Origin of the sequence: Streptomyces olivaceus (genome assembly GCF_000721235.1) — a bacterium.
GTDB classification, from domain to species: Bacteria; Actinomycetota; Actinomycetes; order Streptomycetales; family Streptomycetaceae; genus Streptomyces; species Streptomyces olivaceus.
Window position 1 is genome coordinate 13,798 of sequence record NZ_JOFH01000052.1, and the last position, 22,977, is coordinate 36,774.

At 74.1% G+C, this 22,977-nt stretch carries 2 protein-coding genes; both read right to left on the bottom strand.

Features of this window, described 5'->3' with window-relative positions; genetic code table 11:
- Window positions 1-28: 28 nt before the first annotated feature.
- Entirely contained in the window at window positions 29-18,412 is an 18,384-nt protein-coding gene (locus tag IG94_RS0135195) for a type I polyketide synthase (protein ID WP_031047121.1), read from the bottom strand.
- On the bottom strand, window positions 18,409-22,977 hold a 4,569-nt coding region (locus IG94_RS0135200; RefSeq protein ID WP_043485517.1), incomplete at its 5' end, for a type I polyketide synthase. The genes IG94_RS0135200 and IG94_RS0135195, both read right to left, overlap by 4 nt.

The window sequence follows — 22,977 nt, forward strand, 5'->3', positions numbered from 1 at the left end:
ATCAACTGGTCCGGAACTGTCTCGGTGTTCACTGGCCGGGACCGCCCAGTTCTCGATTGATGAAGTCGAACAGTTCGTTGTCGTCGGCGTTCGCGATGAGCCGGCCCTGCTCGGACTGGCCGCCCTGGTCGGCGAGCGCTGCGGCCATCTTCTGGACTCGCCGCAGCACCTCGTTCCTGGCCGCCTCGTCGATGCCGTCGTCCGCCGCAACGGCCGAGAGCACCTCTTCCAGCCGGTCGAGCTCGGCCAGCGCGGACTCGGCGTGGTCGGCTTCCGCGCCGAACATCTCCGTTCGCAGGTGGTCGCGGAGCGCCAGCAGGGTCGGGTGGTCATAGGTGAGCGTCGCCGGCAGCGTCAGTCCGGTCACCGAGACGAGCCGGTTGCGCAGCTCGACCGCGGCGAGGGAGTCGAAACCGAGGTCGACGAGCGCCTTGGTCGGCGACAGGACCTCGGCCGAGCTGTGACCGAGCGCCTCGGCCACCTGCTCCTGGACCAACTCCAGTAGTGCGGCGTCGCGTTCGTCGCCGTTCAGAGCGTCCAGGCGCGCCCGGGCCCGGGACCGGCCGTTCGGCTGGGCGAGCCGGTCCCCCGCGTCGGCCACCGGGAAGGCCGCCCGGTACTCGGGCAGGTCACTGATGACCGTGCACTTGACGGTGCCCGCGGTCGCCTTGATGAACCGGGTCCAGTCCACGTGCGTCATGGCGATGTAGGTCTCGTCGTGATCCAGTGCTCGCCGCAGTCCGGCGAGCGACTGGCCGGGATCCATCGGGTGCAGGCCCCGACGGCTCGCCCGGTCGGTCGCACCGGTGTCGTCGGCCATGCCTCCGCCCGCCAGCAGGCCCCAGCCGATCGTCGTGGCCGGCAGACCGCGCGCCCGTCGGTGGTGGGCCAGGGCGTTCAGGAACGCGTTCCCTGCCGCGTAGTGCGACTGACCGGCTGAGCCGATGAGGCCGGCGGCCGAGGAGAACAGCACGAAGGCCGAGAGGTCCAGGTCCTGGGTCAGCTCGTGGAGGTTCCACGCTCCCTCCACCTTGGGCCGCAGCACGTTGTTCAGCCTGTCGAGAGTCAGCTCGGTGACGACGCCGTCGTTGGCGACTCCCGCGCTGTGGAACACGGCGGTCAGCGGCAGGTCATGGGGAAGGTTCGCGAGCAGGGCCTCCACCTCCCCCCGGTCGGCGACGTCGCAGGCTGCGATGGTCACCGCGGCACCCAGGCCGGTGAGGTCGGCTTCCAGCTCGACGGCGCCTGGCGCTTCGCGGCCCCGGCGGGAAGTGAGCACGAGGTGCGGCGCACCCTGCTCGGCCAGCCAGCGCGCGGTGCGGGCGCCCAGGCCGGTGAGGCCGCCGGTGACCAGCACGCTGCCCGACGGCCGCCAGTTCCGACGCGGCGGCTGGTCCGGGTCGGCGCGGACCAGCCGGCCGCCCAGAACGGCGCCGTCCCGCAGTGCTGCCTGCTCCCCGGTACCGCCGTCGCCCAGCAGGCGGATCAGCCCGGCCGCCGAGGCGTCGTCGGGGGTGGCCGGCAGGTCGACCAGGCCGCCCCAGCGGTCGGGGCGTTCCAGTGCGAGGGTCCGTCCGAAGCCCCACAGCAGGGCCTGGTCGGGATGGTCGAGCCCGTCGCCGGGGACGGCGTTCACCGCGCCCCGGGTGAGGCACCACAGGGGTGCGTCGATCTCGCGGTCCTCCAGTGCCTGGACCAGACTCACCGTGGCGGCCATGCCGACCGGCACACCCGGGTGTCCCGGGACGCGGGACTGCTCCAGCGCCAGCAACGAGACCACTCCGGCGAGCGGCGGCTCGCCGAGCCGGGCCGCCAGTGCGGCACGGTCCAGCTGGTGCTCGCCGACGGCCAGGACACGGACGTCGGCGCCGGCGGCTGTGATCGCCGCTTCGACCGACGCCGCCCAGGCGTCGTCGCGGTGGCCGGCGGGCACCACCAGCAACCAGGTGCCGGTGAGCGTGGCCTCGGTCCGGGTCGGCACGGGCCGCCAGCCCAGCCGGTACCGCCAGCCGTCCACCACCGTCTTCTCGCGCCGGTCGATGCGCCACCGGGTCAGTGCGGGGAGCACGGCGCCGAGGCCGTCCCGGTCCTCGGTGTCCAGCTCGGCGCTGAGCGCGTCGAGGTCGCCCTGTTCCACCAGGTTCCAGAACCGGTTGTCCACGGCGTCCGCGTCGGCCGGCGTCGTACCCGGTGTCTCGGGCGTGTCCGGCCAGTAGCGCGTGTGCTGGAACGCGTACGTCGGCAGCGGGGTCCGTCCCGCGCCGGCCGCGGGGAAGAGGGCCGGCCAGTCGACCTGGACCCCGGCGGCGAACAGGGCGCCCAGTGCGGCGAGTACGGATTCGGTCTCGGGGCGGCCCCGCCGGAGGCCGGGCACGGCGACGACATCCCCACCGGGCGCGCATGCGCGGACCAGACCGGTCAGGGTCGCGTCCGGTCCCAGCTCCAGGAAGCGGGTCACCCCGTCGTCCCGGAGCCCGGAGACCGTGTCGGCGAACCGCACCGCGTTCCGGGCGTGCTGGACCCAGTACTCGGGTGTGGCGACGTCGCCGGCGGTCATCGGTATCCGCGGCGGCTTGAATTCCAGACCGTCGAGCACCGCCCGGAACTCCGCCAGCATGGGGTCCATGAGCGGGGAGTGGAACGCGTGGCTGACGGCCAGCTGCTTGGTGCGGTGTCCGGCGTCGCGGAGGCGTTGTCCGAGCTCGCCGACGGCCGACTCGCTGCCGGAGACGACCACCGACTGGGGAGTGTTGACCGCGGCGATCGACACCTCGGCGCCCTGCGCGGCCACGAGCGGCGCCACCACGTCCTCACCGGCGTCGACGGACATCATGGTCCCGCCCGGTGCGAGCCCCTGCATGAGCCGGGCCCGTGCGGTGACCAAGGCGCAGGCATCGGTCAGCGACAGTACGCCCGACACGTGGGCGGCGCTGATCTCGCCGACGGAATGGCCGGTGACGAAGTCGGGCCGGACGCCCCAGGACTCGAACAGCCGGAAGAGGGCCACCTCGATCGCGAACAGCGCGGGCTGGGCGAACTCGGTGGTGTTCAGCCGGGCGTCGTCCTCGTCGAAGACCATGTCCCGCAGCGCCGGGTCCAGAGCCGCGCACACCTCGTCGAACGCCGCCGCGAAAACGGGGAAGTCCCGGTGGAGTTCACGGCCCATCCCACCTCGTTGCGACCCCTGGCCCGTGAAGACGACGGCCAGACCACCGCTGTCGGCCACACCGGTGGCCTCCGCGCCGGGTGCGGCGGTGCCGTCGGCGAACGCCGCGAGTCGCTCGCGCAGTTGCTCGCGGCCGGCGGCGAGCAGCACCGCCCGGTGATCGTGCACCGCGCGGTCGGTCACCAGCGACCGCGCGACGTCGGCCGGCGTCAGTTCGGGCCGGTCGGTCAGGTGGGCGTGGAGGCGCGCCGCCTGGGCTTGCAGGGCGGCCGGTCCCCGGGCCGACAACACCACCGGCTGCACCCGCCGGCTCGTGGAGCCCTCGTCCGGGACCGGCGCCGCGGACGGCGTGGGGAGGCCCTCGGGCGGTTCTTCGAGGATGATGTGCGCGTTGGTTCCACTGAGGCTGAAGGCGGACACGCCCGCCCGCCGGGGACGGCCCTGCTCGGCCCAGTCACGGGCCCGGTCCAGCAGCGCCACCCCGCCCAAGGACCAGTCGACCTCGGGGGACGGGGTCTCGGCGTGGAGCGTCCGGGGCAGCAGGCCGTGCCGCATCGCCATGATCATCTTGATGGTTCCGGCGGCGCCGGCGGCGGCCTGGGAATGCCCGATGTTCGATTTGATCGAGCCCAGCCAGAGCGGGGTGTCGGACTCGCGTGCGCGTCCGTAGGTGGCCAACAGGGCCTGCGCCTCGATGGGATCGCCGAGCCGGGTCCCGGTGCCGTGTCCCTCCACCACGTCGACCTCGCTCGCCGACAGGCCGGCATTGGCCAGCGCGGCGCGGATGACCCGTTGCTGCGACGGGCCGCTGGGCGCGGTGAGGCCGTTGGAGGCACCGTCCTGGTTGACCGCCGAGCCGGCCAGCACGGCCAGTACGGGATGGTCGTTGCGGCGGGCCTCGGAGAGTCGCTCCAGCACGAGCAGCCCCACGCCCTCGGCCCAGCCGGTGCCGTCCGCTCCGGCGCCGAAGGCCCGGCACCGGCCGTCCGGGGACAGGCCCCGCTGCCGCGCCATCTCCACGAACATGGTGGGGGTGGCCATCGTGGCGACCCCGCCGGCCAGCGCCAGCGAGCACTCGCCGGAGCGCAGCGCCTGGGCCGCCAGGTGCATGGCCACGAGGGAGGACGAGCACGCCGTGTCGATGGAGACGGACGGCCCCTCGAATCCGAACTCGTAGGACAACCGACCGGAGATGATGCTGGCCGCGTTGCCGGTCAGCACCCGGCCGCCGAAGTCGCCGGAGTCGCGGGCCAGCAGTGCGGGGTAGTCGCTTCCGTTCGCGCCCACGAACACCCCGACCGGGTCGCCGCGCAGGGCGGAGGGGACGATGCCGGCGTTCTCGAACGACTCCCAGGCCGTCTCCAGCAGCAGGCGCTGCTGCGGGTCGATGGCGATGGCCTCGCGCGGCGAGATGCCGAAGAAGCCGGAGTCGAACTCGGCCAGGCGGCCGAGGAATCCGCCCGCCCGGGCGTACGTCGTGCCGGCCCGGTCGGGGTCCGGGTCGTAGAGGCCGGCCAGATCCCAGCCGCGGTCGACCGGGAAGCCGGTGATCCCGTCGCGGCCCTCGGCCACCAGCCTCCACAGTTCGTCCGGCGAGTTCGCATCGCCCGGGTACCGGCAGGCCATGCCGACGATCACGATCGGGTCGTCCCCGGTCGCGGTGGCGGGCCCGGCCGGAGTGACGTCGGCGGTGTCGGCCTCGTCGCCCACCAGCTCGGACCTGAGGAACGCGGTCAGTGCCTCGGGGGTGGGGTGGTCGAACACCAGCGTCGCCGGCAGGCGCAGTCCGGTGGCCGTGTTGAGCCGGTTGCGCAGTTCGACCGCGGTGAGCGAGTCGAACCCGACCTCGTGGAAGGCGCGGGTCATGTCGACCGACGCGCCGCTCGGGTGGCCGAGCACGGCGGCGATCTGCTCGCGCACCAGTTCACCGACGGCCTTCACCTGATCGGCCACGGGGGAACCGGCCAGTCGCGCCGCCTCCAGTGCCGCCGCCGGCGCTGTTGCCGCGCGCCGGGCCGGACGCCGCACCAGGCCGCGCAGCAGGGCGGGCACCGTGCCGGACGCCCGCACGGCGGCCAGGTCGAGGCGGGCGGCCATCACGTTCGGGCGACCCAGGTCGGCCGCCGCGGCCAGCGACTCGAGGCCCTGGGCGGTCGCCATGGGCAGCATTCCGCCCCGCCCCATGCGCGCCACGTCGGTCTCGCTGAGGTTGTCGGTCATACCGCTGCCCGCGCCCCACCAGCCCCAGCTGATGGAGACCGCGGGGAGGCCCTGCCGGTGCCGCTCGACGGCCAGCGCGTCGAGGAAGGCGTTGGCGGCGGCGTAGTTGGCCTGGCCGGGTGCTCCGAAGGCCGTGGCGGAGGAGGAGAACAGCACGAACGCGGAGAGGTCCAGCTCTCGGGTCAGTCGGTGCAGGTTCCAGGCACCGTCGACCTTGGGGGCCAGTACCGCGTCGACCCGGTCGGTGGTCAGGGAGTCGAACACGCCGTCGTCCAGCACTCCGGCGCAGTGCAGCACCGCGGTGAGCGGGAACTCGGGCTCCACCGAGCGCACCAGGGCCCCGGCCTGCTCGCCGTCGGCGACGTCGCACGCGGCGACGCGCACCGCGGCGCCGAGCTCCGCCAGTTCGGCGGCGAGCCGGACGGTCCGGGGCGAGTCGTCGCCCTGCCGGGAGGTCAGCAGCACATGCCGTACGTGGTGGTCGGTGACGAGGTAGCGGGCCACGTGCCCGGCGAGCGCGCCCGAGGCGCCGGTGATCAGTACGGTTCCGGCCGACCACGAGGTGGGCTGCGCGGTGTCGGCGGGTGTCAGGCGGGCCAGCCGCGGGGCACGGAGCACACCGTCGCGCACCGACACCTCCGGCTCACCCGATTCCACGGCCGCGTGCAGCGCGGCCGTGGTGGTCGCGTCGGCGCCTCCCTCCACGAGGACGATGCGATCGGGGTTCTCCGACTGCGCCGAGCGCAGCAGGCCTCGCACGGTCGCGCCGGTCAGGCTGTCGTCCGTCGCCACCACCAGCCGCGAGGACTGCCAGGCGGGATTGGCCAGCCACGTCTGCACCGACCGCAGCACGTCGTTCACCGCCGTGTGGACGTCGGCGGTGACGGCGGGCCCCTCCCCCGGTACCGACATCGCGACGAGGGCCGGGACCTCGGCCGTCTCGTCCCGGCCGGACACCAGCTCCGCGAGCCGGAGCGGGCCGTCGAGCACGGTGACCTCGGAGCGGGGGGCGACGTCGTCGACCCGGCCGCACTCGACCCGGCCGATCTCGTACAGGGAGTCGTCGCGGGACGCGGCGGCCCGGAGCTGGTCGGCGGAGACCGAGCGTGAGGACAGTGCCGCCACGCTGAAGACGGGAGCGCCGGCGTCGTCGAAGGCGTCCAGGGCGACCGTGTCGGTGGACACCGGCCGGACCCGGATGCGCAGCGCGGTGGCGCCCGGAGCGTACAGCCGCGCTCCGGTCCAGGAGAACGGCACCAGGCCCTGGGGGGTGTCGGAGGTGAGGGCCCGGAGCACGCCGCCGTGCAGACCGGCATCCAGCAGCGCCGGGTGCACGCCGTAGCGCTCGGTGTCGGCCCCGCTCGGCGGCAGCGCCACCTCGGTGTAGAGCTCCGCACCGCGCCGCCAGCAGGCCACCAGCCCCTGGAACGTGGGCCCGTAGTCGTGGCCCGCCTCGGCGAACAGGTCGTACGCGCCGGCGACGTCAACGACGTCGGCTCCCCGCGGCGGCCATTCGGTGAGCGGATCGGGTTCCGGCGTGCTTCCGGTGCCGGACACGGTTCCGGTGGCGTGCCGTGTCCAGGCGATGTCGTCGGCGTCGGCGTCGGGGCGTGCGGAAATTGTGATCTTCCGGTGGCCCTCCTCGTCGGCGGCTTCCACCAGGATCTGCAGCGCGGTGGAGCCCTCCGCGGTGATCAGCAGGGGCGACTCGATCGTCAGCTCGTCGAGCACGGTGCAGCCGACCTGCTCGGCCGCCCGCAGCGCCACGTCCACGAAGGCGGTGCCGGGGAGCAGCGCCTGCTCGAACAGCACGTGCTCCGTCAGCCACGGCTGGGTCCGCGGCGTCAGCCGGCCGGTCAGCAGCACGGCCTCGCCGCCGGCGACCTCCACGCCGGCCAGCAGCAGCGGATGGTCGAGCGGGTCGAGACCCACCGCGGCGAGGTCTGCCGCCGGTTCGGGGACGTCGAGCCAGTAGCGCTGGTGCTGGAAGGGGTACGTGGGAAGCGGGGTGTGCCGGGCTCCGGTGCCGTCGAACAGGGCCGGCCAGTCGACCTCCACTCCGGCGGCGAACAGGGTGCCGAGTGCGGTGAGCGCCGTGCCGGCTTCGTCGCGGTGCCGGCGCATGCCGGGGACCGCGACGACGTCCGGCTCGGCGAGGCACTCGCGGATCGCGCCGGTCAACGGCGCGTCGGGGCCTATCTCCAGGAACCGGGTGACGCCGGCGCCGTGCAGTTCCGACACCGTGTCGGCGAACCGCACCGTGTCCCGCACGTGCCGCACCCAGTACTCCGGGTCCGTCACCTCCTCGCCGCCCGCCATCGGGATGCGGGGCGGCCGGAACGACAGGCCGTGGACCAGGGCGCGGAACTCGTCGAGCATCGGGGCCATGAGCGGCGAATGGAACGCGTGGCTGACGACGAGCTGTTTCGTACGGTGTCCGGACTCGGTCAGGCGCCGCACGATCTCGGTGACGGCCGGCTCGAGCCCCGAGAGCACCACCGAACCGGGGGTGTTGACCGCCGCGATCGACACCGTTTCGGCGTACTGCGCGACGAGCGGGGCGACCACCTGCTCTCCGGCGGTCACCGAGACCATCACGCCGCCCGGGTCGAGCCGCGCCATCAGCCGGCCCCGCTCCGACACCAGCCGGCACGCGTCCGGCAGCGACAGCACGCCGGCGACGTGCGCAGCCGCGATCTCGCCCACCGAATGACCGGTGAGGAAGTCCGGCCGGACGCCCCAGGACTCGAAGAGCCGGAACAGCGCGACCTCGACGGCGAAGAGCGCCGGCTGGGCGACCTCCGTGGCGTCGAGCCGGTCCCCGTCGCCGAGGACGGCCTCCCGGACGGCGGGGTCCAGCTGATCGCACGCCTGGTCGAACGCGGCCGCGAAGACCGGGAACTGCCGGTGCAGTTCCGCACCCATGCCCGGGTGCTGGGCGCCCTGGCCGGTGAACACCATCGCCAGCGGTCCCCGCCGGGCCACATCGGCGACGGTTCCGGTTCCGTCGCCCCCGTGCGCGTACTGTGCCAGCCGTTCCAGGGCCTGCGCGCGGTCGGAGGCGAGCAGTACCGCCCGGTGATCGTGGCCGGCCCGGTCGGTCACGAGGGAGTAGGCGATGTCCGCCAGCGCCGCGTCGGGCCGGTCGCGCAGGGAGGATTCCAGTCGCTCCGCCTGGTGCCGCAGGGCCTCGGGCCCGCGAGCCGTCAGTACGAGCGGCCACACCGGCAGGCCGGCCGCGGGAGTCGGGGCCTCGGCGGTGAACTCGGCCGGAGGCTGTTCCAGGATGATGTGTGCGTTGGTCCCGCTGACGCCGAAGGAGGACACTCCCGCCCGGCGGGGGCGGCCGCGGTCCGGCCACTCCCGTGCCCGGTCGAGCAGGGCGACCGCGCCCGACGACCAGTCGACCTGCGGCGACGGGGTGTCCGCGAAAAGGGTCTTGGGCATGATTCCGTGCCGCATCGCCATGATCATCTTGATCGTGCCGGCGATGCCCGCCGCCGCCTGCGTGTGGCCGATGTTCGACTTGATCGACCCCAGCCAGAGCGGCGCGTCCTCGGCGTGCTCGCTGCCGTAGGTGGCCAGCAACGCCTGGGCCTCGATCGGATCGCCCAGCCGGGTCCCCGTGCCGTGTCCCTCGACGACGTCCACGTCGGATGCGGACAGCCCGGCGCCGGCCAGGGCCTGGCGGATCACCCGTTGCTGGGAGGGACCGTTGGGGGCGGTCAGCCCGTTCGACGCGCCGTCCTGGTTCAGCGCCGAGCCGGCCAGCAGTGCCAGCACCTGGTGCCCGTTGCGCCGCGCGTCGGACAGCCGCTCCAGCACCACCAGGCCCGCGCCTTCGGACCAGCCGGTGCCGTCCGCGTCCGCGCCGTACGCCCGGCAGCGGCCGTCCGCGGCGTTCGCGCGCAGCCGGCTGTACTCCACGAACAGGTCGGGCGTCGCCATCACCGTCACGCCGCCGGCCAGCGCGAGCGAGCACTCGCCCGACCGCAGCGTCTGCGCCGCCAGGTGCATGCTGACCAGCGACGACGAGCACGCCGTGTCCACCGTGACTGCCGGGCCCTCGAAGCCGAACTCGTAGGCGACCCGGCCCGACGCGATACTGCCGGCGCTGCCGTTGCCCAGGTAGCCCTCGAGTTCCTCGGGCTTGGTGTGCAGCCGCGAGCCGTAGTCGTGGTACATCAGCCCGACGAACACGCCGGTCGGGGCGCCTCGCAGCGAGGTGGGATCGATGCCCGCGTTCTCGAGGGACTCCCAGGCCGTTTCGAGCAGCAGCCGCTGCTGCGGGTCGATCGTGATCGCCTCGCGCGGCGAGATGCCGAAGAACTCGGGGTCGAACTGGTCGGCGTCGTACAGGAAGCCACCCTCACGGGTGTAGGTGGTCCCGGCGTGGTCGGGGTCCGGGTGGTAGAGGTCGGCGAGGTTCCAGCCCCGGTCGGTGGGGAAGGCGCCGATGACGTCGCGCCCCTCGGCGACGAGGTCCCAGAGCTCGTCGGGCGAACCGACCCCGCCCGGGAAGCGGCAGGCCATGCCCACGATCGCGATCGGGTCGTCTCCGGTCCCGGCCTCGGCCGTGCCGGCGGCCGGCCGGGCCGGGGCCGCCGTCTCGCCGCCGATCTCACCCCGCACGAACTCGATCAGGGCGGCCGGGGAGGGGTAGTCGAAGATCAGTGTGGCCGGCAACCGCAGCCCGGTGGCCGTGTTGAGCCGGTTGCGCAGTTCCACCGCGGTCAGTGAGTCGAACCCCAGAGCGGTGAAGGGCTGCCGGTCGTCGACGGCGGCGCTCGACGAGTGCCCGAGCACGGCCGCGGCATGGGTGCGCACCAGCTCGGCGACGGCCTGGTCGCGCTCGGCCGGTTCCAGTGCCGCCAGGCCCTCGCGGAGTCCGGCCCCGTCCGCCGGGTGGGGTTCGGCGACCCGCCGTGCCGGACGGCGCACCAGCCCGCGCAGGAGTCCCGGGACCGTGGCCGCGCGGGACAGGCCGGCGAGGTCGAAGGGGGCGGCGACGACCCGGCCCTGACGGCGGGCAGCCGCGTCGAAGAGGGTGAGTCCGAAGTCGTTGTCCACCGGGCGGATGCCGGTGCGGGCCATCCGGGCCCGGTCCTGGCTTCCGAGGTGGCTGCCCATGCCGCTGGCCTCGGCCCACCATCCCCAGGCGATCGACACCGCCGGCAGGCCGAGCCTCCGCCGGTGCTCGGCCAGTTCGTCGCAGAACGCGTTGGCCGCCGCGTAGTTCGCCTGGCCGGCGGTGCCGAACGCCGACGCGGCCGAGGAGAACAGCACGAACGCCGACAGCTCGGCGTCCTGGGTGGCCTCGTGCAGGTGCCAGGCACCGTCCACCTTGGGCCGCAGCACCGCGTCGACCCGGTCGGGGGTCAGTGAACCCACCGTCGCGTCGTCGAGCACACCCGCGCAGTGCACCACGGCGCTGAGCGGGAACTCCGGTGGCACCGAGCCGACGAGGTCCGTCACCTCGTGGCGGACGGCGAGGTCGCACGCGACGATCCGCACCGAGGCACCCGCCTCGGTCAGCCGCTCGACCAGCTCGTCGGCACCGGGGGCGGCGGGGCCCCGCCGCGAGACCAGCAGCAGCCGTCGCACCCCGCACTCGGCCACGAGGTGCTCGGCCACCAGTCCGGCCAGCACGCCGGACGCCCCGGTGAGCAGCACGGTCCCCGTGCCCCACACCGAAGTCGGCGCGTCCGACGCCGGCCCGGCGGGCTCCGGGAGTGCCTCGGCGGCGACCCGGTTCAGGCGGGGCGACCACAGCCTTCCGTCGTGTACCGAAACGTCCGGCTCGTCGGACGCGACCGCGGCGCGGGCGAGCGCCTCCACCGACCGCGCCCCGGCCGGCTCCGGACCGGCGGGCGCCTGCTCCACGAGAACCACCCGCTCCGGGTTCTCCGACTGCGCGGAGCGCACCAGACCACCGACCGCCGCGCCCACGAGTCCGCCGTCGGTCACCACGACCAGCCGCGACCGCTCCCAGCGGCTGTCGGTGAACCAGTCCTGCAGCACCCGCAACGTGCCGTTCACCGCGGTGTGCACCGAGTCGACCGTCGACTCGGGTGCCCGGCCACCGGGAACGCGCAGCACCACCAGTTCGGGCAGCGGCGCGCCATCGTCCACCGCCGAGCCGAGCGCGGCCAGGTCGGGGTGGAGCCACGGACCGACCGTGTGCTCGTCCTCCGCCGGTGCGGTCCACGTCTGGCCGGACGGCACCACCCAGCCGATCGTCCCTTCGGCGTCCGCCTCCGGACCGGCCTCGGCCGGTCCGCACGGCACCCGTCCGAGCTCGAACAGCGCGTCGGCGTGTGGGGTGCCGGCGTCGCGCAGCTGCTCGGCGGAAACCTCCCGGGCGACCAGCGAGTCCACCCTCAGCACCGGGCGGCCGGCGGTGTCGAAGCCGTCCACCGACCACGAGGAAGGCCCCGTCGGGGAGAACACGAGCCGCAGGGCCGAGGCACCCGAGGCGAGCAGTCGCACCCCGGACCACAGGAACGGCGCCTGCACGCCGGGGTTGTCCGGCCCGGCCCCCTGCGAGCCGAGCCGGTCGACGGCCAGGCTGTGCTGGCCCGTGTCCATCAGGGCCGGGTGCAGGCCGAAACGCACCGCGTCGGCCGCGAGTTCCTCGGGCAGCTCCGCCTCGGCGAAGATCTGGTCACCCGTCCGCCAGGCGCGGCGCAGCCCGGTGAAGGCGGATCCGTAGTGGTAACCGAGCGCGGCGAGCCGCTCGTACGATCCGGTGACGTCCAGTTCGGTTGCCCCGGCCGGCGGCCAGCTCGTGTCGGCCGGCCACGGTGACGGCTCCGGACGGTCGCCGGGCACCGCGCTGCCCCGCGCGTGCCGCGTCCACGTGGCGCCCACGGCCTCGCCGGGTTCCGCCGGCTGGGAGAAGACCTCCACGGTGCGGCGGCCGTCGCCGTCGAGGGCCCCGACCAGCACCTGGACCAGTACGTCGTGCCCGCTCGTCAGGATCAGCGGTGCCTCGACGGTCAGCTCCTCCAGCCCGCCGAGGCCCGCCTCGTCGGCTGCGCGGATCGCCAGTTCGAGGAACGCCGTGCCGGGCAGCAGGGGCCGGTCGAAGAGCGCATGGTCGACGAGCCACGGGTGGGCGTTCAGCGAGAGCCGGCTGGTGAACAGGAAACCTGCGTCACCCGCCAGGGTCATCTTCGCCCCGAGCAGCGGGTGATCGACCTGTTCGAGGCCGACGGCGGCCAGGTCGCCGGGCGCGGACGCCGACGCGGTCGGCCAGTAGCGCTGCCGCTGGAAGGCGTAGGTCGGCAGGTCGACCCGCCGCGCCCCGGTACCGGCGAAGGCCGCGGTCCAGTCCACGGTGAGCCCGGCCCGCCACGCGGCGGCCATCGACCGCAGGAACATGTCCGGGTCGCTCTCGCCGCGGCGGAGGGTCGCCAGCACGGTCGCCACGACGCCGCGCTCGTCGGCGGTCTCCTCGATCGCGGGACCCAGCAGCGGGTGCGGGGCCACCTCGAGCAGCACGCGGTACCCGTCGGCCAGCAGCACGGCGGCGGTGTCGTGGAACCGCACCGGCTGCACGAGGTTGGTGAACCAGTACCGGCCGTCGAGTTCGTCGCCCTGCACCCGGCGGGCGAACGTCGTGGAGTAGTACGGCACCGAGCCGGTGGCCGGGCGGATGCCGGTCAGGAGCGCGAGGAGTTCGTCCTCGACCACCGCCATGTCCGGGGAGTGCGTCGGGTAGTCCATCGGGATGGGGCGCGCGCGGACACCGGCGGCCTCGTACTCGGCGCGCAGCGCGGTGATGCGGTCGAGCGGGCCGGTCACGACGACCGATCGCGGGCCGTTGATCGCGCTGACGTGTACGCCGGTCAGCCGTGCGACCCGGTCACGCACCTGCTCGACCGGCAGCCCGACCCAGAGCGTGGCGTACCCGGTCACCCGGCCGGACACGCGCGCCCGCGCGGTCAGGACCCGGGCCGCGTCGGCGAGGGTTAGGATGCCGGCGATGTGCGCGGCCGCGACCTCTCCCACGGAGTGCGCGATGATCGCGGAGGGCACCACACCCCGGGAGATCCACAACCGGGCGAGCGAGACCATGACCGCGAACAGCATCGGCTGGACCTGCTCGGCGTGGTCGAGGTCTGCGCCGTCTGCGCCGTCTGCGCCGGCCAGGAGATCGCGCAGGGTGCGGCCGTGCCAGTCCACGTACGGCGCGAGCGCCGCCTCGCACTCCGCCATGGACGCGGCGAAGACCGGCGAGGTGTCCCACAGCCGCAGGGCCATCCCGGCGTACTGCCCGCCCTGCCCCGGGAACACGAACACCGGGTCGGTGTCGCCGGAGCCGACGGGTCCGTCGACCGGGGTGGTGCCGGCCGCCAGGTCGTCCAGCCCGGACAGGAGTCCGGCGAGGTCGGCGCCGAGCACCACGGCCCGGTGGTCAAGCGAGGAGCGGGTGCCGGCCAGGGAGAACGCCACGTCGGCCAGGTCAGCCGGGCCGGTGGCCCCGGAGGCCAGGAGGTGCTCGCGCAGCCGCACCGCCTGGTCGCGCAGCGCGGCTTCGCCGCGGCCGCTGAGCAGCAGCGGCAGCATCTGGGGCGCGTGGGGCCGGTCCGCCGGTCCGGCCTCGGGTTCGGTGTCCGGAGCCTGCTCCACGACGACGTGCGCGTTGGTGCCGCTCGCCCCGAACGACGACACCGCTGCCCGTCGGGGACGCCCGGTCGTCGGCCACGGCCTGGCGTCGCCGAGCAGCCGGACCGTTCCGCTCTCCCAGTCGACGTGCTCCGAGGGCCGGTCCACGTGCAGGGTCTTCGGCAGCACACCGTGCCGCATCGCCATGATCATCTTGATGACGCTGCCGACGCCGGCCGCTGCCTGGGAGTGGCCGATGTTGGACTTGAGCGAGCCCAGCCAGAGGGGCTCGCCCTCTCCTCGTTGCCGGCCGTAGACGCCCTGCAGCGCCTTGATCTCGATCGGGTCGCCGAGCACCGTGCCGGTGCCGTGCCCGTCCACCGCGTCCACCTCGTCGGGGCGCACGCCGGCGTTGGCCAGTGCCTGGCGGACGACCCGCTGCTGGGCGAGGCCGTTGGGCGCGGTGAGGCCGTTGGAGGCACCGTCCTGGTTGATCGCCGAGCCGCGGAGGACGGCCAGCACGGAGTGGCCGTTGCGGCGGGCGTCGGAGAGCCGCTCCAGCACCAGCAGGCCGGCGCCCTCGGCGAAACCCGTTCCGTCGGCGTCCGCGCCGAACGCCTTGCAGCGGCCGTCGGCGGACAGTCCCTGCTTGTCGAACTCCTGCAGGTCGACCGGGGTCGCCATGACGGTGGCCCCGCCGGCCAGTGCCAGCGCGCACTCCCCCGAACGCAGGGCCTGCGCGGCCAGGTGCATCGCCACCAGCGAGGACGAGCAGGCCGTGTCGACCGTCAGCGCTGGCCCCTCCAGGCCGAACTGGTAGGAGAGCCGCCCGGCGAGCACCGCGGCGGAGGTCCCGGTGAGCAGGTAGCCGTCGGCCAGCTCGGCGCTGCCGCGGAGCAGGTCCGCGTAGTCCTGGTCGCTGGTGCCGGCGAACACACCGGTCTGGCTGCCCCGCACCGACTTCGGGTCGATCCCGGCCCGCTCCAACGCCTCCCAGGTCAGTTCGAGGAGCAGCCGCTGCTGCGGGTCCATCGAGGCCGCCTCGCGCGGTGAGATCCCGAAGAACCGCGCGTCGAACTGCGCCACGTCGTCGAGGAAGCCGCCGCCGCGCACGTGGGTGGCGCCCTGGCGCGTCGCGTCCGGGTGCAGCAGGGTGCCGAGGTCCCAGCCACGGTCGGTCGGCAGCCCCGAGACCGCGTCGCGCCCGCCGTCCACCAGCTCCCACAGCTGCTCCGGCGAGCCGACGCCCCCCGGGTAGCGGCACGCCATGCCCACCACGACGATCGGGTCGTCGGCGAGCGCCGCGCGGGGGGCGGCCGTGCCGGATTCCTCGTCGGCCGCGTCGGTCACCAGCCGGAGCAGGTACGAGGCGAGGGCCGCGGGGGTGGGGTAGTCGAAGGCGACGGTGCCGGCCAGCTCGAGATCGAGCGCCGCGTTCAGCCGGTCCCGCAGCTCGACCGCCGCGAGCGAGCTGAAGCCCAGGTCCTGGAAGGTGCTTTCGAGGTCGACGTCGGCCGGCGAGTCGAGGCCCAGCACCACGGCTACCGAGGTCCGCAGCAGATCGTTCACGACGCGCCGCTGGTCCACGACGGCCAGCACGTCCGTGACGCGGGCGTCGGTGTCCGGCCCGGGCGTGGCGGCCGGCGGCGGGCCCGAGGGAGCCGGGACTGCGGAGCCGTCGCGCGGCAGCCAGTGCCGGTGCCGCTGGAAGGAGTAGGTCGGCAGGTCGACACGCCGGTCCCGGCCGGGGAACAGCGCCGCCCAGCCCACCTCGCCGCCGCCGGTGAAGAGGCGGCCGGCCGCGTCGAGCAGGGCGACGGCCTCGGGCCGGTCACGGCGGGATGCGGCCACCGCCGTCACCCGCCGGTCGGCGGGCAGGCATTCCCGGACCATGGCCGAGAGCATCGCGTCGGGTCCCAGCTCCAGGAAGCGGGTGACGCCCCGCTCGTGCAGGGTGGCCACGGCGTCGGCGAATCGCACCTGCTCGCGTGCCTGCCGGACCCAGTACTCGGGATCGCCGAGCGTGGCCGCGTCGGCCGGGGCGCCGGTGAGGGTGGAGACCACCGGTATGTCGGGCGCGCCGAAGGCGAGTTGGGCGACGACGGCCCGGAAGTCGTCGAGCACCGGGTCCATCAGCGGTGAGTGGAACGCGTGGCTGGTCGTGAGCCGGCGGGTCCGGTACCCGTCCGCGGCCAACTGGGCCGCGACCTCCGCCACCGGTTCCCGCGCACCGGACAGCACGACCGAGTCGGGGCTGTTCACCGCGGCCACGGACACGCCGTCCGTGGCCGCGACCAGCGGGGCCACCACGTCCGGGGCGGCGTTCACCGCGATCATGGCACCGCCGTCGGGCAGCGCCTGCATCAACCGGCCGCGCGCCACGACCATGCGACCGGCGTCGGCGAGGGACAGCACGCCGGCCACGTGGGCGGCGCTTATCTCGCCGATCGAGTGACCGGCCAGGAAGTCGGGGCGGATGCCCCAGGATCGGACGAGCCGGAACAGCGCGACCTCGAAGGCGAACAGCGCCGGCTGGGCGAATTCGGTGCGGTCCAGCAGTGGACCGTCCTCCCGCATCAGCTCGCGCAGCGACCGGCCCAGCAGCTCGTCGACCACTGCGCAGACCTCGTCGAGCGCCGCGTCGAACACCGGGTACCGCGCCGCCAGTTCCCGTCCCATCCCGGCGCGCTGGGCACCCTGGCCGGTGAAGACCATCGCCAGGCGGCCTTCCCTCGCCCGGTCGACGTGCACCGCGGGACTGTCCGTGCCGGCGGCCAGCGCGGACAGACCGGCCAGGAGGGCCGCCCGGTCCTCGGCGACGACCACGGCTCGGTCGGCCAGCGCGGCCCGGGTGGTGACCAGGTTTCGTCCGACGTCGGGCGGCTCCAGATCGGGGTGGCGTTCGACGAAGGAACGCAGTTCCTCGGCCTGGCCGCGCAGCGCGGCGGCGCCCCGGCCGGTCACCACGAACGGCCACGGACCGGTGCGGGCCCGTTCCGTCCGCTCGGGCGGGGTCTCGGCCGGGACGTCGGGAGCCTGCTCCAGGACGACGTGCGCGTTGGTCCCGCTGATCCCGAACGACGACACCGCGACACGCCGGGGGCGGCCCCGGTCGGGCCACTGCCGCTGGTCGGTGAGCAGCCGGACCGTCCCCGCCGACCAGTCCACGTGCGAGGTCGGCCGCTGGGCGTGCAGCGTCCTGGGCAACTCCCCGTGGCGCATGGCCATGACCATCTTGATCACGCCGCCGACGCCTGCCGCCGCCTGCGAGTGTCCGATGTTCGACTTCAGCGATCCGATCCACAGCGGCGTGTCCGCCGTTCGCTCCCGGCCGTAGGTGTCCAGCAGGGCGCGGGCCTCGATCGGGTCGCCGAGCCTGGTGCCGGTGCCGTGCGCCTCGACGGCGTCGATGTCGGTCGAGGCCACACCGGCGTTGGCCAGCGCGGCCCGGATCACCTGCCGCTGGGCCGCGCCGTTCGGCGCGGTGAGGCCGTTGGAGGCGCCGTCCTGGTTGAGGGCGGAGCCGGTCACGAGGGCCAGCACCTGGTGACCGTTGCGCCGGGCGTCGGACAGCCGCTCGACCACGAGCACGCCGACGCCTTCCGCCCAGCCCATGCCGTCGGCCTCGTCGCCGAAGGCCTTGCACCGGCCGTCCGGGGCGATTCCGCGCTGCCGGGCGAACTCGATCAGCGAAGCCGGGCCCGACATGATCGTCGCCCCGCCGACCAGGGCGAGCGAGCACTCCTGGGAGCGGAGCGCCTGGGCGGCCAGGTGCAGCGCGACGAGCGAGGAGGAGCACGCCGTGTCCACGGTGACCGCGGGCCCCTGCAGACCGAACGCGTAGGACAGCCGTCCGGAGACGACGCTGGCGATGTTGCCGGTCAGTACGTAGCCCTCGTAGGCCGACGGCACGGTGCGCAGCGAGATGTTGTCCTGGTAGCTGACGCCGACGTACACGCCGGTCTGGCTTCCCCGTACCGCGTCGGCGCTGATGCCGGCGCGTTCGAAGGCCTCCCACGAGGTTTCCAGGAGCAGCCGTTGATGCGGGTCCATCACGGTCGCCTCCCGAGGGGGGATGGCGAAGAACTCGTGGTCGAACTGGTCCGGCGAGCGCAGGAAGCCGCCGCCCCGGGAGTACGTCCGGCCCACCTTCTGGGGGTCGGGGTCGTACAGCTCGTCCAGGTTCCAGCCGCGGTCCGTCGGGTAGCCGGACACCGCGTCGGTGCCGTCGGCCACCAGCTGCCACAGGGCTTCGGGGCTGTCGGCGTCGCCGGGGTAGCGGCAGGCCATGCCGACGATGGCGATCGGCTCCCGGCTCTGCGCCTCGACGTCGCCGAGCCGCTGCCGGATGCGCTCGTTCTCCTTCAGTGCGTTGCGCAGTGCGTCAACGAGCTCGTTGGTGGACGGGGTGGTCATGAGGTCGGCCCCTCCGCTCGGTCGCTCGCGTCGGCCTGGCCGTATGCGGCGCGTATGAGATCAGCCATGTCCATCGAGTCGATCGCGCTCGTGGACCCGGCGCTGTCGGTCGTCGGCTCGCCCCCGGGAGCGGTGTCGGCCAGCCGTAGCAAGGCGTCCACCAGCCCGGCCTGCCTCAGCGAGGCGATCGGAATACGGTCGATGATCTTCTTCAGCCCTGCGTCGTCGACTTCCTCACCGGCCGCGTTCCCGGGGGTCCCGGTGTCCTCGCCGAACAGCTCGGCGTACACCAGCTCCGCGACCGAGGCGGGGGTCGGGTAGTCGAAGATCAGCGTGGCGGGCAGCTGCAAGCCGGTCGCCACGCCGAGCCGGTTCCGCAACCGCAGCGCGGTGAGCGAGTCGAAGCCGGCTTCCTGGAAACTGCGCCCCGACTCGACCGAGCTGCCGTCGGCATGTCCGAGCACGGCCGCCACCGTGGCCCGGACGAGGTCGGTGATCGCATACGTCCGCTCGGTGGCGGGCAGGCCTGCGAGCCGCTCGCGCACGCCGGTGCCGGCCGCTCCGTCGGCCGGCCCGTCGGGGTCGTCCTCCCTCGCCCCGATCAGCTCGGTGAGGAGCGGCAGTGATCGGGTGCCGGCGAGTTCGGTGGCGAACGAGGACCACTCGACGTCCACCACGACCACGGCCGTCTCGTCGCGGTCGACCACCTGGTCCATGGCCCGGACGGCGCCGCGGGGGTCCATCGCGCGCAGGCCGCGGGCCGCCAGCCGGTCCTCCACTCCGTCGTGGTCGGCGATCCCCGGGCCCTGCCAGAGTCCCCAGGCGATGGAGGTCCCGGTCAGGCCGAGAGCCCTGCGGTGTGCGGCCAGTGCGTCCAACGAGCTGTTCGCGGCGGCGTAGTTGGCCTGGCCGGCCGGGCCGACCGTGCCGACGAACGACGAGAAGAGTATGAAGTCGACGAGGTCGCGGTCCTTCGTCAGCTCGTGCAGGTGCCATGCGGCGGCCACCTTCGGGCGGAACACCCGCGCGAAGCGTTCCGGGGTGAGCCGGTCGATGACGCCGTCGTCGAGCACGCCCGCGGTGTGCACGACGGTGGTCAGCGGATGTTCGGCGGGCCAGTTGGCCAGCAGGTCGGCGAGCTGCGCCCGATCGGCCACGTCGCAGGCGACCACCGACACCGAGGCGCCCTGTTCGGTCAGCTCGGCGGCCAGCTCGGCGGCGCCGGGCGCGGCCGGGCCGCGACGGCCGGCAAGGACCAGGTGCCGGGCGCCGCGCCGGACGAGCCAGCGCGCCGCCTCCGCTCCGAGTGCGCCGGTGCCGCCGGTGACCAGGGCGCTGCGTTCGAGCGGCTGCTTCGTCGGGAGCTCGGGTGCGGTGACCCGGGTCAGCCGGCGGCAGAACACCGTGCCGCCTCGCAGCGCCAGCTCACTCTCGCCGTCTCCGAGCGCGCCGGCCAGCGCCACCAGGTCAGCCTGGCCGACCTCGCGCGGCAGGTCGACGACGCCGCCCCACGACAGGGGTTGCTCCAGCCCCGCATGCCGGGCGAAGCCCCACAGCGCGGCCTGCCGTGCCTGGGTGACGGCGTCTCCCGGCCGGACGGCGACCGCGTCCTGGGTCACGCACCAGATCGGGGCCGCCAGGCCGAGCTCACTCACCGTGCGCACCAACGCGAGCGTGCCGCTCAGGCCGGCCGGCACGGATTCGGCGTCGGTGTCGTCGGCCGTGTCCAGCGCCAGCAGCGACAGGATGCCCCCGGCCGGTTCGCCGCGCAGCGCCGTGACGAGCTCGTGACGGAGCGCCTCGGGGTTTACGGACCGGGGGACGTCGACCCGGCTGACCCGGGCCCCTCGGGCGACCAGCGCCGCGACTGCCTGCTCGAGCCACGTCGGCTCGGTGATGTCCGCCGGCACCGCGACGAGCCAGCGGCCGGTGAGCGGCCGGTCCGGTGCTTCGGTGGGGCGCCAGGTGACGCGGTACTGCCAGCCGGCCAGCGTCGCCTGCTGCCGGCTGCGCTCACGCCACGACGACAGGGCCGGGAGCACGGTGCCCAGTGAGGACCGGCCGGCGTCGTCGGACAGGGCGAGCGCCGTGGTGAGTCCGTCGAGGTCGCCCTGGTCGACCATGGTCCAGAACCGGGTGTCGACCTCACCGCCGCGAGAGGAGCGGCTGGGCGGCGTCTCGATCCAGTAGTGGGTGTGCTGGAAGGCGTACGTGGGCAGTTGCCCCGGCCGCCGGCCCGACGGGAACAGGTCGGACCACCGCACGTCGACTCCGCCGACGAACGCCTCGGCGGCGTTGCGCAGGAATTCCCGTGCTCCGCCGTGGCCGCGGCGGAGCGTTCCGACGGTCGTGACCGACGTGCCCCGGGCCTCGGCGAGCTCCTGTACCGAAGGGACGAGTACCGGGTGCGCGCCCACTTCGTGGAACGAGCGATGCCCGTCGCCGAGCAGCTGCTCGACCACCTCCGCGAAACGTACCGTCTCGCGCAGGTTCCGGTACCAGTAGTCGGCGTCGAGCTTCCGGCCGTCGAGGACCGAGCCGGTCACCGTCGAGTAGAACGGCACCGTGCCGGGCGAGCACTCGACCGTGCCCAGTGTGTCGGCCAGCTCGGCCCGGACGACCTCCACCTCCGCCGAGTGCGACCCGTAGTTGATCGGGACGCGCCGGACCCGCGCTCCCTCCGACTCCCAGGCCGACAGCAGTCGGTCGAGTTCGGCAGTGTCCCCGGAGACGACCGTGGACGTCGGACCGTTCACCGCGGCGACGCCGAGCGCGGGGCAACCGGTCAGGCGTTCGCGCACCTCGTCCGCCGACCGGTTCACCCAGCCCATGCCGCCTCGCGTCGCCAGACGCCGGATCACCCGGGAGCGCAGGGCCACGACGCGCGCGCCTTCGGCCAGCGACAACGCCTCCGCCGCCACGGCGGCGGCGAACTCGCCCTGGGAGTGCCCGACGACGGCCGAGGGGCGCACGCCGAGTGATGCCCACAGCCGGGACAACGAGACTCCGACCGCGAACAGTGCCGGCTGGACGACGTCGTCCCGGTCGAGGCTCGGCGCACCCGGCGCCCCGGCGAGCACGTCCCGCAGCGAGAACCCGTCCCAGTCGACCCAGGGCGCCAACGCCTCGTCGCAGGTCCGCATCAGCTCCGCGAACGTCGGACTGCTCTCGCACAGCTCGATGCCCATCCCGAGCCACTGGCCCCCCTGCCCGGGGAACACGAAGACCGGGCCGTCGTGGCCGGCGTCACCGGACCCCGCCACCACCAGGGCCGAGTTCTCCGACTCGCCCGCCGCGATCGCGTCCAGGCCGGCCAGCAGCTCCTGGCGGTTCTCCGCGATCACCACGGCTCGGTGGGAGTGCGTGGCCCCGCCGTTGGTCAGTGCCGCGCCGAAACCGGCCGCGTCGGTGTCCGGTGAGTCGGCGAGCGCGGCCCGCAACCGGGTCGCCTGGCCGGCCAACGCCGCCGGTCCGCGGCCCGACACCGGGAAGGCGGAGACTCCGAGCCTCGTCACGGCGTCCGCCTGCCCGGCCGCCGGCTGCTCCGGCGCCTGCTCGAGGACGACGTGCGCGTTCGTGCCGCTGATGCCGAACGAGGAGACGCCGGCGCGGCGGGGGCGGCCGGTCCTGGGCCAGTCGTGGTTCCGGTCGAGCAGAGCGACGGATCCCTGCGACCAGTCGATGAACGGCGAGGGCTGCTCGGCGTGCAACGTCTGCGGCAGGATGCCGTGCCGCATCGCCATGACCATCTTGATGACGCCGCCGACCCCGGCGGCCGCCTGGGTGTGCCCGATGTTCGACTTCAGCGATCCCAGCCACAGCGGGGCTTCGCGGTCCTGGCCGTAGGTGGCCAGCAGCGCCTGGGCCTCGATCGGGTCGCCGAGCTTCGTGCCGGTGCCGTGTCCTTCGACCACGTCGACGTCCGCCGTGGACAGGCCGGCCGAGGCCAGCGCCTGGCGGATCACCCGCTGCTGCGAGGGACCGTTCGGGGCGGTCAGGCCGTTCGACGCGCCGTCGGAGTTCACCGAGGAGCCCTTGAGCACCGCGAGTACCTGGTGGCCCTGCCGGCGTGCGTCCGACAACCGCTCCAGCACCACGAGGCCGACGCCCTCGGCCCAGCCGGTGCCGTCCGCGCCCGCGCCGAACGCGCGGCACCGGCCGTCCGGGGACAGGGCTCGCTGGTGGCCCAGGTCGACGAACGTCATCGGGGTGGACATCACCGTGACCCCGCCGGCCAGGGCCAGCGAGCACTCGCCCGCCCGCAGTGCCTGGGCGGCCAGGTGGAGTGTCACCAGCGACGACGAGCACGCGGTGTCGACCGAGACGGCGGGCCCCTCCAGGCCGAACTGGTACGCCACCCGCCCCGAGAGCACACTGCCCGCGCTGCCGGTCAGGACCGCTCCGCTGAGCTGGTCCGGCACCAGGTCCACGGCCGGCGCGTAGTCGTGGTACATGACACCGGAGAACACGCCGGTCCGGCTGCCGCGCAGGGAGTCCGCGTCGATACCCGCACGCTCGAAGGCCTCCCAGGCCACCTCCAGCAACAACCGCTGCTGCGGATCCAT